Raw genomic sequence first — 13738 nt, forward strand, 5'->3', positions numbered from 1 at the left:
CAATGAAACAAGATCCGCGCTTTCCCAACCTGTTTATCCTGAATCACCCGCTGATCCAGCATAAATTGAGCCACATGCGTGAGCGCGACACGTCCACGCGCACCTTCCGCGAACTGCTCAAGGAAATCACGCTGCTGATGGGTTACGAAATCACCCGTGAGCTGCCGCTGACCACCCGCAAGATCGAAACCCCGCTGGTCACCATCGACGCCCCCGTCATCGCCGGCAAGAAGCTGGCGATCGTGCCGATCCTGCGCGCAGGCATCGGCATGAGCGACGGCCTGCTCGAACTGGTGCCATCGGCGCGGGTTGGCCACGTCGGCGTGTTCCGCGACCCGGACACCCACATGCCGGTCGAATACCTGGTGCGCCTGCCGGATACCAGCGACCGCATTTTCATCCTGTGCGACCCGATGGTCGCGACCGGCAACTCGGCCGTGCACGCGGTCGACGTACTGAAAAAGCGCGGCGTCAGCGACGAGCAGATCATTTTCCTGGCCCTGGTGGCCGCGCCGGAAGGCGTCGAGGTGTTCCAGAAGTCGCACCCGAACGTCAAGCTGTATGTCGCCTCGCTCGACTCGCACCTGAACGACCATGCCTACATCGTGCCTGGCCTGGGCGACGCCGGCGACCGTATCTTCGGCACCAAGTAAGCCCCATGGCTACGCTGATCGACCAGGATTTCTTCGCCAGGCTCAACGCGCTCAATGACAAGTTCGCCGCCAGCGTGCCGAGCACGATGGCGCGCTTGCGCGACGCACGCATGCGCTTCGAGCCGCATGCGCCTGACAATGCGCTGGTCGCCGAGCTGCACCAGATGCTGCACACCATTGCCGGGTCCGCAGCCACCTTCGGTTTCCGCGTGCTCGGCCAGCAGGCGCGCCAGCTGGAACAGCGCCTGCGCGTGCTGATGGCATTTGAAACCGTGTCGCCACCGGATTGGGAAAACTGGATGGCGGGACTGGATGAATATGTGGCCTGGGCCGAAGTCAATCCAAAAGCCGATCAATACCCCTGAAGCCCCGATCAAGCGAGCTGGTCAATTGTGCGACGCAATTACAAAATGCAAGTTATCTTGCGATGGTCGTTTGATATAACGCAAACTTGTACCGCTTCGATGCCCTATATTCACCGTACTGCCGCAGTGAACACGGGCGCTAAAGAGTTGACGCACTGAATTATTTCTACCGTCAGCATTTTATTTTGTGCGGGACGTGCTTTTTGTGTTTTATTCGGTATAATACGGGATCGTTGGATTCGAGGTAGTAGTGCAGTTTGTCTGTCATTTCTTACTTGGTTCTTCAAACGATCGAAAACGGACGCAAGTCCACTTAACTGAAATAGGAAATTGTAATGGCAACTGGCATCGTAAAATGGTTCAATGATTCGAAGGGCTTCGGCTTCATCACCCCTGATGAAGGCGGCGAAGATCTGTTCGCTCACTTCTCGGCTATCCAGTCGGCAGGCTTCAAGTCCCTGCAAGAGAACCAGCGCGTCTCTTTCGAAGTAACCGCAGGCCCTAAGGGCAAGCAAGCTTCGAACATTCAGCCTATCTAATAGCTGAATCCAAATAAAAATCCTCGGTTTCCGGGGATTTTTTTTCGCCCCTGCTGTTCAGCCGGGGTAGACGAAGGGCCGGATCATTCCGGCCCTTATCGTTTGCGCCAGTAATCCTTGCCCGAATACGTGTGCCGCAGAAAATCGACGAAGGCGCGGATGCGCAGCGGCAGGTGGCGGCGCTGCGCGAACATCGCGTAGATATCGTTGCCGGGGGCCGCAAACTGGTCCAGCACCGTGCGCAGCCGTCCCGCTTCGATATCGCTGCCCACTTCCCACATCGAGCGCCACGCCAGGCCCTTGCCCGACAAGGCCCAGTCATGCAGCACGGCGCCGTCATTGCACACCATGTTACCCGCGACCTTGATCGTCACGATCTTGCCGTTCTCGCTGAAGGCCCAGCCACGCTGGCTGCCTTCGCTGCTGATCGCCAGGCAGTTGTGCCTGGCCAGGTCGGCCAGGGTGCGCGGCGTGCCCTTGCGCCGCAGGTAGGCGGGCGAGGCGACCAGCACGCGCTGGTTGTCGACCAGCTTCACGCCGACCAGGCTGGAGTCGGACAGGCTGGCAATGCGGATCGCCACGTCAACCCCTTCGCCGACGACATCGACGATGCGGTCGGTCAGGTTAAGGTTGACGGTCACGTCGCGGTGCTCGGCCAGGAAGGAGGGCAGCAAGGGCGCCACGTGCTGGCGGCCGAAGCCGGCCGGCGCCGACACCAGCAGGTGCCCGCTGGCCTTGGCGCTGCGTTCGGCGACGGCCGACTCGGCTTCCTCCAGTTCGCTCAGGATGCGCTGGCAATCTTCCAGGAAGGCCGCGCCTTCGTTGGTCAGCACCAGCCTGCGCGTGGTGCGCTGGAGCAGCTTGACGCCCAGCCGGGTTTCAAGCGCATCGAGGCGGCGCCCGATCATGGCGGGGGCGATGCCTTCCGCGCGCGCGGCGGCGGACAAGCTGCCGCGGGCGACAACTTCGACGAAGGTGGAGATCTGGCGGAACTGGCCCATGCGTGTTTCCTCGTATCTGTGACAAAAACGCACAGATGAATGTATTAATTGTCTCGTTTAGCTACCAGATAGTGAATATACTTTAACTTAACTGAAACGCCCAGCATCCCACCTTCACTCTACAGGAGCAGCAGCCCATGAGCATCACGACCCCCGCCGGCATGGAAATTACCGCCGAGATCAAGCCCGGTTACGAACAGATCCTGACGCCGGAGGCGCTTGCGCTGGTGGCGAAGCTGACGCGCGAGTTCGAGCCGCGCCGCCAGCAGTTGCTTGCCGCGCGGGTCGAGCGCGCCGCGCGCCTGGATGCCGGCGAACGCCCTGATTTCCTGGCCGAGACCGCACACATCCGCGCCGGCGACTGGAAGATCGCGCCGATCCCAAAGGCCCTTGAATGCCGCCGCGTCGAAATCACCGGCCCGGTCGAACGCAAGATGGTCATCAACGCGCTGAACTCCGGCGCCGACAGCTACATGACCGACTTCGAAGATTCGAACACGCCGAACTGGGATAACCAGATCACCGGCCAGCTCAACATGCGCGACGCGGTGCGCGGCACCATCTCGCTGGAGCAGAACGGCAAGTCGTACAAGCTGAACGAGAAGGTCGCGACCCTGGTCGTGCGCCCGCGCGGCTGGCACCTGGACGAGAAGCACGTGCTGGTCGACGGCAAGCGCGTGTCAGGCGGCATCTTCGACTTCGCATTGTTCATGGTCCACAACGCCAAGGAACAGCTGGCGCGCGGCGCGGGTCCGTATTTTTACCTGCCGAAAATGGAATCGCACCTCGAAGCTCGCCTGTGGAACGACATCTTCGTGATGACGCAAAACGAGCTGGGCCTGCCGCAAGGGACGATCAAGGCAACCGTGCTGATCGAAACCATCCTGGCCGCGTTCGAAATGGACGAAATCCTGTACGAACTGCGCGAGCACAGCTCCGGCCTGAATGCCGGCCGCTGGGATTACATCTTCTCGTGCATCAAGAAGTTCAAGCTGGATAAAAATTTCTGTCTCGCGGACCGTCCGAAGGTCACGATGACGGCGCCATTCATGCGTGCCTACGCCTTGCTGCTGCTCAAGACCTGCCACAAGCGCGGCGCACCGGCGATTGGCGGCATGTCCGCCCTGATCCCGATCAAGAACGACCCGGAGAAGAACGACGTGGCGATGGGCGGCGTGCGCAGCGACAAGGCGCGCGATGCGACCGACGGCTACGACGGCGGCTGGGTCGCCCACCCGGGCCTGGTCGACCTCGCGATGACCGAGTTTAAGAAGGTACTTGGCGACAAGCCGAACCAGATCGAGAAGCAGCGCCCGGACGTCGAAGTCACCGCCAACGAACTGCTCGACTTCAAGCCGGAAGCGCCGATTACCGAAGCGGGCCTGCGTTACAACATCAACGTCGGCATCCATTACCTCGGCAGCTGGCTGACGGGCAACGGCTGCGTGCCGATCCATAACCTGATGGAAGATGCGGCGACTGCTGAGATCAGCCGCTCGCAGGTATGGCAGTGGATTCGTTCGCCGAAGGGCGTGCTGGAAGACGGCCGCAAGGTGACCGCCGAGATGGTGCGCGCGATGATCCCGGAAGAGCTGGCCAAAGTGAAGGACGTCGCGCCGAACGGCTCGGACCCAAGCTATGCGCGTGCGGCCGAAATCTTCGAGGAAATGTCGACGTCGGAATCGTTTGCCGAGTTCCTGACCCTGCCGCTGTACGAAGAGATCTGACCGCGTCGTTCAGAACGTATTTTTCCACTCCCGAAGCGCGGCGAATGCTTGTACAGGCGCCGCGCCTTCAGCCAGCCTGCCTTGCTCCACCAGCGTGCCGATAATTTCCGGCTCGCGATAGCGGAGGAAGGGGTTGGTTGCCTTCTCCAGCGCAATCGTCGACGGCACCGTCGGCTGGTTGCGCTCCCGCTTCGCAGTCTCCGCGCCAACCCGTTTCGCCAGCTCGGCATTGCCAGGCTCGACCGCCTGTGCAAACCGGAGGTTGGCGAGCGTATATTCATGCGCGCAAAACACCTGGGTATCATCGGGCAATGCCGCCAGTTTGGCGAGCGAATCGGCCATCTGCGCCGGCGTACCCTCGAACACGCGGCCGCAGCCGCCGGCGAACAAGGTGTCGCCGCAGAACAGCCAGTGCGCGCCTGGCGTCTCGCGCACGTAGGCGATATGTCCCAGCGTGTGGCCAGGCACCTCCAGCACCCGTAATGCCAGTTCGAGTCCGCGCAGGCGGATGCTGTCGCCCTCGGCAAGCGGATGCGTCACGAGGGAAATGCCGTCATTGCGGGGGGCGAAAACGGGCACGCTCGCATGCTCCAACAGTTGTTGCACTCCACCAATGTGGTCAGCATGGTGATGGGTGAGTAAAATGGCAGTCAGGGCGAGCTGATTTTCCGCCAGGGCAGCAAGGACGGGCCTGGCATCGCCTGGATCGACGACCGCGGCGTTGGCCCCGTCATGAATCAGCCAGAGATAGTTATCTTTAAAGGCGGGGATGGCAAGCACGGTCAAATCGCTGCGCGGAATAGACGTCATAGTGTTGGTTTTGACAAAAGGGTAGGCATGGATAGCGCGGCATCCGAAAAATCCATTATAGCGCTCGACGGCTGGCTGAAATCGCCCGCCGGCATTTACGTGCGCCAGTGGGAACAGGCATGCCTGGACGAGCTGACCGCCGATATTTTCGGCTACAACGCGGTGCAGGTAGGCTTGCCGCAAATCGATGCGCTGGCCGCGAACCGCATGCCCAACAAATGGCAGGCGGCCACCCGCATGTCGAAGATCGATGAACTTGCGCTGGCGGCTGGCAACAAGCAGATTGCGGTCGCGCTTGATTTCGCCGAGCTGCCGTTCGCCTCGCAAAGCCTCGACCTGGTGGTGCTGCCCCACGTGCTGGAGTTTGCGGCCGAGCCGCACCAGGTGCTGCGCGAGGTCGAGCGCGTGCTGATCCCTGAAGGGCAGGTGATTATCTGCGGCTTCAACCCGGCCAGCCTGTGGGGACTTCGCCAAAGCGTGCGCCGCATCACGCGCAGCCCTTATCTGCCTGTCGCCGGGGAATTCATTTCTATGCCCCGGATGAAAGACTGGTTAAAATTGTTGAATCTTGGCGTAACGCGCAGCCATTTTGGCTGTTACGCGCCGCCTTGCCGGACCACCCAATGGCTCAACCGCTTTGCCTTCATGGAGAATGCCGGCAAGCGATGGTGGCCTTACCTGGGTGCGGTGTACATGGTGCACGCAGTCAAGCGGGTCAAAGGCATGACCCTGATCGGGCCGGCATGGAGCAAAAAATCGGCATCGGCGCCACAGGCCGTGCCCGCAACCAATAGAAAGTAGACAGCTGGATGAGCAAGGTAGAAATTTTTACGGACGGCGCTTGCAAGGGCAACCCAGGCACTGGCGGCTGGGGCGCATTGCTGGTCGCAGACGGCCACGAGAAGGAAATCTTCGGTGGCGAACTCAACACCACGAACAACCGCATGGAATTGCGCGCAGTGATCGAAGCGCTGGGCGCGCTGAACCGTCCGTGCGAGGTGGTGCTGCATACCGACAGCCAGTACGTGCAGAAGGGCATTTCGGAGTGGATCCACGGCTGGAAGGCGCGCGGCTGGAAGACCTCGGCCAAGGAACCGGTGAAAAACGAAGACCTCTGGAAGGCCCTCGACCTGGCCCAGCAGCAGCACAAAGTCGACTGGCGCTGGGTGCGCGGCCACAACGGCCATCCTGGCAACGAGCGGGCCGACGTGCTGGCCAATCGCGGCGTCGAAACGGTCCGCCGCTGACCGCCGGCTGCTATACTGCGGGCACTTGTTTCACCACATCACTAAATTCCATGCGTCAAATTGTCCTCGATACCGAAACCACCGGCCTGAACCCGCGAACAGGCGACCGCGTCATTGAAATCGGTTGTGTCGAGATCAAGAACCGCATGCTGACCGGGAATAACTTCCACCGCTACATCAATCCGGAACGCGATTCCGACGAGGGCGCGCTGGCGGTGCACGGACTGACCTCCGAGTTTTTACGCGATAAGCCGAAGTTCGCCGAGATTGCGGCTGAGTTGCGTGAATATATCGCGGGCGCCGAACTCATCATCCATAACGCGCCGTTTGACCTTGGGTTCCTTAACCACGAGTTCAAACTGCTTGGCCTGCCGCCGTTCGTGAGCCACGCCAGCGGCGTGATCGACACGCTGGTGAACGCCAAGGAAATGCATCCGGGTAAGCGCAATTCGCTGGATGCCTTGTGCGACCGTTACGGCGTGTCGAATTCGCACCGCAAGCTGCACGGCGCGCTGCTCGATGCCGAGTTGCTGGCGGACGTGTACCTGTCGATGACGCGCGGTCAGAACACGCTGTCGATGTACGACGAGGTGGAAACGCAGGGTTCGGGCGTTGCGCTCGAGGCGGTTGCCCTGGCCGAGATCATTGTCCTGCGCGCCAGCGACGACGAGCTCGCCGCGCACACCAGCCTGCTCGATGGCCTCGACAAGCAAGTCAAGGGCACCTGCGTCTGGCGCATCTACGCCGACGCGTAAGCGCGCATTCGCGCGGCGTCACGACGTGACCGCCACCAGTTCCAGTTTCAATTCCTGCATGCCGGACGGCACGTAGATCGAGATCGACTGCGCCTGCAGCATGCGCTCGTACATCTGGCCTTTCGCTTCCACCGTGAAATAGCAGGTGTCCGGCCGCACCGGCACCGCCGCCGGTACTTGCGGCGCATGCTGCAGCCGCACGCCGGGCAAGGCCGACAGCACGAATTTTTCCACGTCATCCGGCGCGCCCACCTTGAACCGCAGCGGCACCACATCCACCAGTTCGACCAGCGGCATGTTGGCCGACACAGCCACGTAAAACGCCGTCTTGTCGTCGATCTTGCCCGAGTCGAGCATGCCGCTGTAGTACGACGGCCTGACCTGGTTCAGCGCGATCGCAAAATACTTCGACGAGATCACCGTGTCGACCAGTTCGCGAATGATCTGGTACAGCTTCTCGAAGGCGGGGCCGGGATCGTTGTGCTGGTAGGCGGGAAGGTCGGCAAGGGTCCAGCTCTTGGAAAAGGTCATCAGGCCGCCGGCGATGCCCAGCAGTTGTTCGTACAGCCGTTCCGGATGCAGCGACGGATGGTTGAAGTGGTGGGTCAGCGCCGCGAACGCCGCGCTGGCGGTGTGCAGCAGCCAGAACGAGGACATGTCGCCGGAACGGAATTCGACCACGTTGCGGCTGGGTTCGCGGTGATGGCCGTAGAGGGCGCTGACCTTGGCCTGGAGCGCGTCGAGCAGGCGCCGCAGTTGCATGAACACGACAGGTGCGGCCGCCACCGACAGGCTTGGCGGCACGAGGGCCGGGTCGATTTCAAAGCCGCCGGCCGATGCGCGGCGCAGGCGCAGCAGCGGGAAGTGGGTGTAAGAGTCGCGCGGTTCGAATTCGGAGACCAGCCGAAGCTTTTTCCTCAGGTACGACAGTTGGGCCTGGGCGGCCTGGGTGTAGAGGTCGGGCGTGTCCTGGTTAACCTGGACGAAGCGCGCCGCTTCCCTGGCCTGGCCGGGCTGGCTGAAATTGCCGCCGAAAGGCTTGAAGGAGGGCAGGGCGGCGTAGTACGTGACCGCCTGCTGGGACTGGAGCAGCTGGCCGAGGTCCACCGGCTCGGGAAGCTCGTCGGCGCCGGGTGCGTCGTACAGCTCGCCGTCCTGGAAGCGCAGCGACAGTTCAAGGATGCGAAGGCCGTTGCTGGCCAGCGCATCGCGGTCGACCTGCAGGTGGCTCACGCCCCATGCGTAGGGATGGAGCGCCTTGACGCTCTCGTGCAGCCGCTGTTCGTGGTACTGGTCTTGCTGCTGGAAATGCTGGGGGCGCAGGAACAGGCCCTCGCCCCAGAGAACTTTACCGGTCATCTCGCTGCCCCTCGTTTGCCAGCCGTTAAGTTGGCAAACATAACCCTTCCTCCAGGCATTTGTAGCCTAATGATGTGCTCGCTTGCGCTTGCTCAAAGTCAGCGAAGGTCCTGCCCATTGGCACTGTTTTTTGCTTTCGTTCTGTGCAAATATTCCACTCTGCTCGATGGGGGTGACCATGAAGGGTTTTACGCCTGGCCTGTTCGACCGCTTGATGGATGTGCCGGTCCGCGGCGCCACCAGCGCGACCGTGTCGCGCATGTCCGTCGAGGACCTCAAGGATTCGGTCGCGCGCGACCTGGAGGCGCTGCTCAACACCCGCACCGCCATCTCCGAAGAGCTGGTGAAAGGCTTCCCGGAATGCGCGCGCTCGGTCGTCACTTACGGCCTGGCGGACTTCGCAGGCCGTTCGCTGTCGAGCCCCGACGACCGGGCCCACATCTGCACTTGCCTCGAAATGACGATCGCCCGCCATGAGCCGCGCCTGCGCAATGTGAAAGCCTCGCTGGAAGCGCGCGAGGGCGCCATCAACAGCCTTAACTTCTCGATCAGCGCGCTGATGGTCGTCAGCACGTCCCAGGAACCGGTCAACTTCGACGCGCAGCTGCAGCCATCGACACTCCATTACAGCATCAGCAAAGCGCGCCGCGCGGCCGCGCCGGCAGGAGCCTGACGGTGGAACAACTGCTGCCTTACTACGAGCGGGAGCTCGGTTTCCTGCGCCGCTATTCGCGCGAGTTTGCCGAACGCTATCCGAAGATCGCCGGCCGCCTGCTGATCGGCGGCGCGGTGTGCGAAGACCCGCACATCGAACGGATGATCGAATCGTTCGCGCTGCTCAATTCGCGTATCGCCAAGCGGCTTGACGATGACTACCCGGAATTCACCGAGGCCCTGTTCGAGGTGCTGTACCCGCATTACCTGCGGCCATTCCCCTCATGCTCCATCGCGCGCCTGGACGTCGTCGCAGCGGCCGCGCAGATGACCAGCGCCAGCGTGATCGCGCGCGGCACTGAGCTCAAAACCCGGCCGGTGCGCGGCGCGGCGTGCATCTTCCGCACCGTGTATCCGCTGACGGTGGCCCCGGTTGCGCTTACCGCCGCCTCGTTCGCGGCGATCATCAAGGCGCCCGAAGCGTCCCGGCCTCCGGCTGGCGCCACATCGAGCGTGAGCCTGACGATTTCCAGCACGGCCGAACAAGTCCCGATCGGGCAGCTCGGCCTTGGCAAGCTGCGCGTGTTCATTGATGGCGAGTCCTCGTTCTGCGCCGCGCTGCGCGACGCCTTGTTCATGCGCACCGTCGCCGCCTACGTGGAGGCGGAGGGCAGCGGGCGATGGCTTGCGCTGGCGGAGAGCCCCATCACGGCTGCCGGCTTCAATGAAGACGAATCGCTGATCGAGTTCCCTGCGCGCTCGCACGATGCCTACCGTCTGCTCACCGAATACTTCAGTTTCCCGGAAAAATTCAATTTCTTCGATATCGACTTGGCGGCGTTATGCGGCGCGGCGCCGGCCGGCGCCCGGTCGGTCTCCCTGCACCTCGCGCTGTCGGGAATGCGGGCCGATTCGAACATTGCGCGCATGCTTGGCATTTTGACGACCAATAACGTGCTGCTTGGCTGCACGCCGGTGGTCAACCTGTTTCGCCAGCACGGCGAACCGATCCGCCTTACCCATGCCTCGGCAAGCTATCCGGTGCTGGCCGATGCGCGCCGCGCCTTTGCCTTCGACGTCCACTCGATCGACGCGGTCAGCCTGGTGCGGCAGACGCCGCAGGGCGAATCAGTCGTGCAGTTCAGGCCTTTCTATTCGCTGCAGCACGGCCAGACGCCCGGGGAGCGCGGGCATTACTATGTGATGCGGCGCGACGATACGCTGGCCGACAATAGCCCCGGCCATGAAACGCAGATATCCATCGTCGATATCGACTTCGATCCGTCCGCGGTCGAAAGCGACACGCTCAGTGTTGAACTGACCTGCACCAACCGCGACCTGCCGTCCTTGCTCGCGTACGGACAGCGCGGCGGCGACCTGTTCCTCGATGGCGGCGCTGGCGTGAGCGCGCTCTGCTTCCTGCGCAAGCCGACGCCATCGACCCGGTTCGAGCGCGGGCAGGGCGCCCACTGGCGGCTGATTTCGCACCTGTCGCTGAACCACCTGTCGCTGGCTGGCGGCGGCCTCGAGGCCTTCCGCGAGATGCTGACGCTCTACGACCTGCAGCGTTCACCGTCCTCGCAGCGGCAGATCGGCGGCATCGCTGCCGTCGCCTACAAGGCGGCCAACACCTGGCTGCCAGGGAATCCCTTTGCCTGCCTTGTACGCGGGGTCGAAGTGCGCCTGTCCATCCACGAGGAGGCTTTCGTGGGCAGCGGCATCCACGCATTCGCCCACATCATTGAACGCTTCCTTGGCCTGTATGTGCACGCCAACAGCTTCACCCAACTGATCGTGGCGTCGAATAAAACCGGAGAAGAGCTATTGAGATGTCCACCCCGAAGCGGCGATTTGAGCCTGCTGTAATCGAGCGCCTGTTCCAGGAACCGTACCGCTTCGAATACTTCCAGGCGGTGCGCCTGCTCGAACTCTGGCTCAAGCGGCGCGGCGAACCTGCGCAGGGCGCCGTTGCCCACTTCCTGCGCTTCCAGAACTCGACCTCGCTCGCATTCCCGGCCAGCCAGCTCGAAGCCGTCGATACCGAACCGCGCGGCCTCGCCAGCGATGCCAGCGCGCTTGGCGCCGCGCTGGCATCTGGCACGCTGAAATATGTCCGTATCACGCCAGCCTTCATGGGGCTGGCAGGTAGTGGCGGCGTGCTCCCTGCCCACTACACCGAACAGATCGCCGCCCATCTGCTCTACCAGAAAGACGACGGCCCGCGCGCCTTCCTCGATACCTTCTCGAACCGGTCGTTGGCCTTGTTTTACGAAGCGTGGCGCAAGTACCGGCTGGAACTGAAATACCAGCTCGACGGCAGCGACGGCTTCCTGCCGCTGCTGCTTTCGCTGGCCGGGCTGGGCAGCAGCTCCCTGCGCCAGCGTTTCGCCAATGAGATGGGCGGCGCCGTGCTGGATGAGTCGATCGGCTACTTTGCCGCCGCGATGCGGCACCGGCCCGCGTCGGCAGTCCAGATTGCGCGGGTGTTGTCGGCCTATTTTGGCCAGCAGGTCAAGGCAGAGCAGTACATCGGTTGCTGGTACGACGTGCCGGCCGCGCAGCAAACGGTGCTGGGCGGCGCCAACGCCGGGTTGGGCGCTGGCGCGATGGCGGGCGCGCGCGTCTGGCAGCGCGACCTGCGGCTGCGGCTGGTCGTCGGGCCGCTGGACGGCGCCAGATTCAGCGACTTCCTGCCCGGCGGAATGGCGGCGCGGGCCTTGAAAAGCATGGTCAACATGTTTACCGGCATCTCGCTTGAATATGAGGTGGAACTGGTCCTGCTCGCTTCGCATGTGCAGGGCGTCACGTTAGGCGGCGGCCAGGCAGCGCGCCGCCTGGGATGGGACACGTATCTGGTCGCGGGGCCGCAAACCACCGACCGCCGCGACGTCCGTTATGAAATCGACGCGCTGTGATTGAGCTCATGCGTGACGATTCGTTAAGGATGTGCCATAATACGGGCCACTTCGGGAGGTTAGCTCAGGGGTAGAGCACTGCATTCACACTGCAGGGGTCACAAGTTCGAAACTTGTACTTCCCACCAGGTTTTTGATGAAAGGCTTGCCATCTCCGGATCGCAGGCCTTTTTTATTTTCGGCAAGCATTTGGCCCTCCGTGGGACAATACGAAGTTGCCAGCATAGGCAGCACGCAGAAACAAACGATTTAAATTTGGAGACAACGTAGTGAGTATTTTCAGAACAAAGAATCTTGACAAGATGGTCGCGGCAAGCCGCGTGCCCGGCGGCCTCAAAAAAGTGCTCGGTCCCTTCGACCTGGTGCTGATGGGCATTGGCGCCATTGTGGGCACCGGCATTTTCGTGCTGACCGGCACCGGCGCCGTGACTGCCGGCCCGGCCCTGACCGTATCGTTTGTCATTGCGGCCCTCGCTTGCACCTTCGCCGCGCTCTGCTATGCCGAATTCGCATCGACGGTCCCGGTGGCCGGCTCGATTTACACCTACAGCTACGCCACCATGGGCGAGATCGTCGCCTGGATGATCGGCTGGGACCTGCTGCTGGAATACGGCCTGGCCACTTCGGCGGTATCGGTCGGCTGGTCCGGCTATTTCCAGTCGCTGTTGTCGGGCTTCGGGATCGGCCTGCCGACCGTGCTGACCGCGGCGCCTGGCGCGCTGCCAGGCGTGGAAACCTGGTTCAACCTGCCTGCGCTCTTGATCATGCTGGTGCTGACGACCATGCTGTCGTGGGGCGTGCGCGAGTCGGCGCGCCTGAACAACATCATGGTGCTGATCAAGGTTGGCGTCGTGCTCCTGTTTATCCTCGTCGGCGCGCGCCACGTGCAGCCGGCCAACTGGCAGCCGTTCATGCCCTTTGGTATGAATGGCGTGATGAGCGCGGCCGCACTGGTGTTCTTCGCGTTTATCGGTTTCGACGCGGTGACGTCCGCTGCGGAAGAAGTCAAGCGTCCGGAACGCGACCTGCCGATCGGCATTATCGGCTCCCTCGCTACCTGCGCGATCCTGTACGTGGTTGTCTCCGCCATCATGACGGGCATCGTTCCTTACCAGAAGTTCCTCGGCATTGACCATCCTGTGTCGCTCGCGCTGCAATACGCCGGCGAAAACTGGGTTGCCGGCTTCGTCGACATGGGCGCCATCCTGGGCATGACCACGGTGATCCTGGTGATGGCCTACGGCCAGACCCGCGTGCTGTTTGCCATGTCGCGCGATGGCCTGCTGCCAAAGAAGCTGTCGACCTTGCACCCGAAATACGGTACGCCGTTCTTCGCCACCTGGGTGGTGGGCATCGTGTTCGGCCTGATTGCGGCGCTGGTGCCGCTCGGCGTGCTCGCAGAGCTGATCAATATCGGCACGCTGGCAGCGTTCAGCCTGGTGTCGATCGCCGTGATCGTACTGCGCGTAAAGCGCCCGGAGCTGCACCGCTCCTTCCGCTGCCCTTGGGTGCCGACGATCCCGCTGCTGGCCATTGCGTTCTGCATCGTGTTGATGGCTTTCCTCAGCGTGACGACCTGGATCGCGTTTGGCATCTGGCTGCTGATCGGCCTGGTCATTTACTTCGGCTACGCGCGCAAGCGTTCCTTGCTGCACGGTAGCGAGTAAGCACAGCGCAAGAGGGCCGGTGCGGAACTATAAGCAGGCCGTCCAA

At 62.4% G+C, this 13738-nt stretch carries 14 protein-coding genes and 1 tRNA gene; 12 read left to right on the top strand and 3 right to left on the bottom strand.

The window, feature by feature from the left end; translation table 11 throughout:
• Nucleotides 1–2: 2 nt before the first annotated feature.
• The 3 genes from upp (at nt 3) to LMJ30_RS16035 (ending at nt 1557) form a co-directional block, all read left to right on the top strand.
• Nucleotides 3–653, top strand: a complete 651-nt coding sequence (gene upp, locus LMJ30_RS16025) for a uracil phosphoribosyltransferase (RefSeq protein ID WP_229433336.1) — start codon at nt 3–5, stop codon at nt 651–653.
• Between the two features lie 5 nt (nt 654–658).
• Nucleotides 659–1018, top strand: coding sequence for an Hpt domain-containing protein (locus LMJ30_RS16030; RefSeq protein WP_229433337.1), 360 nt, complete (start codon nt 659–661; stop codon nt 1016–1018).
• 335 nt (nt 1019–1353) lie between these two features.
• Nucleotides 1354–1557, top strand: coding sequence for a cold-shock protein (locus tag LMJ30_RS16035; RefSeq protein ID WP_020703630.1), 204 nt, complete (start codon nt 1354–1356; stop codon nt 1555–1557).
• 95 nt (nt 1558–1652) lie between these two features.
• On the opposite strand, the gene LMJ30_RS16040 is transcribed toward LMJ30_RS16035, so the two are convergent.
• Entirely contained in the window at nt 1653–2558 is a 906-nt protein-coding gene (locus tag LMJ30_RS16040; RefSeq protein ID WP_229433338.1) for a LysR family transcriptional regulator, read from the bottom strand.
• A gap of 137 nt (nt 2559–2695) precedes the next feature.
• Between LMJ30_RS16040 and aceB the strand changes: the two genes are divergently transcribed.
• Complete coding sequence (gene aceB / locus LMJ30_RS16045; protein ID WP_229433339.1) at nt 2696–4285, top strand: malate synthase A; 1590 nt, start codon at nt 2696–2698, stop codon at nt 4283–4285.
• A 9-nt stretch (nt 4286–4294) separates the two neighbouring features.
• On the opposite strand, the gene gloB is transcribed toward aceB, so the two are convergent.
• Nucleotides 4295–5095, bottom strand: coding sequence for a hydroxyacylglutathione hydrolase (gene gloB, locus LMJ30_RS16050; protein ID WP_229433340.1), 801 nt, complete (start codon nt 5093–5095; stop codon nt 4295–4297).
• A gap of 27 nt (nt 5096–5122) precedes the next feature.
• Between gloB and LMJ30_RS16055 the strand changes: the two genes are divergently transcribed.
• From LMJ30_RS16055 to dnaQ, 3 genes are read left to right on the top strand one after another with little or no spacing between them, the layout of a single operon-like run.
• On the top strand, nt 5123–5896 hold the full coding sequence (locus LMJ30_RS16055; protein WP_229433341.1) for a class I SAM-dependent methyltransferase: 774 nt from the start codon (nt 5123–5125) through the stop codon (nt 5894–5896).
• Between the two features lie 8 nt (nt 5897–5904).
• Nucleotides 5905–6342, top strand: coding sequence for a ribonuclease HI (rnhA, locus tag LMJ30_RS16060; RefSeq protein ID WP_229433342.1), 438 nt, complete (start codon nt 5905–5907; stop codon nt 6340–6342).
• Between the two features lie 50 nt (nt 6343–6392).
• Nucleotides 6393–7097 (top strand): DNA polymerase III subunit epsilon, encoded by a 705-nt coding sequence (gene dnaQ, locus LMJ30_RS16065; protein ID WP_229433343.1) that lies wholly within the window; start codon nt 6393–6395, stop codon nt 7095–7097.
• A gap of 18 nt (nt 7098–7115) precedes the next feature.
• Here dnaQ and tssK read toward each other — a convergent pair whose 3' ends face one another.
• Nucleotides 7116–8456, bottom strand: a complete 1341-nt coding sequence (gene tssK, locus LMJ30_RS16070) for a type VI secretion system baseplate subunit TssK (protein WP_229433344.1) — start codon at nt 8454–8456, stop codon at nt 7116–7118.
• A 178-nt stretch (nt 8457–8634) separates the two neighbouring features.
• Between tssK and tssE the strand changes: the two genes are divergently transcribed.
• The 5 genes from tssE (at nt 8635) to bcaP (ending at nt 13692) form a co-directional block, all read left to right on the top strand.
• A complete protein-coding gene (tssE, locus tag LMJ30_RS16075; protein ID WP_229433345.1) occupies nt 8635–9129 on the top strand; it encodes a type VI secretion system baseplate subunit TssE in 495 nt (164 codons plus the stop codon).
• A gap of 2 nt (nt 9130–9131) precedes the next feature.
• Entirely contained in the window at nt 9132–10976 is a 1845-nt protein-coding gene (tssF, locus tag LMJ30_RS16080) for a type VI secretion system baseplate subunit TssF (protein WP_229433346.1), read from the top strand.
• Nucleotides 10940–12025 carry a type VI secretion system baseplate subunit TssG gene (gene tssG / locus LMJ30_RS16085; protein ID WP_229433347.1) on the top strand — a complete coding sequence of 362 codons (1086 nt, stop codon included), beginning with the start codon at nt 10940–10942 and terminating at the stop codon, nt 12023–12025. The genes tssF and tssG overlap by 37 nt, the downstream gene beginning before the upstream one ends.
• 53 nt (nt 12026–12078) lie before the next feature.
• A tRNA-Val gene (locus LMJ30_RS16090) sits at nt 12079–12153 on the top strand.
• A gap of 141 nt (nt 12154–12294) precedes the next feature.
• Entirely contained in the window at nt 12295–13692 is a 1398-nt protein-coding gene (gene bcaP / locus LMJ30_RS16095; RefSeq protein WP_371873025.1) for a branched-chain amino acid transporter BcaP, read from the top strand.
• Nucleotides 13693–13738 lie beyond the last annotated feature (46 nt).

Source organism: Massilia agrisoli (assembly GCF_020831365.1).
Lineage (GTDB): Bacteria > Pseudomonadota > Gammaproteobacteria > Burkholderiales > Burkholderiaceae_D > Telluria_A > Telluria_A agrisoli.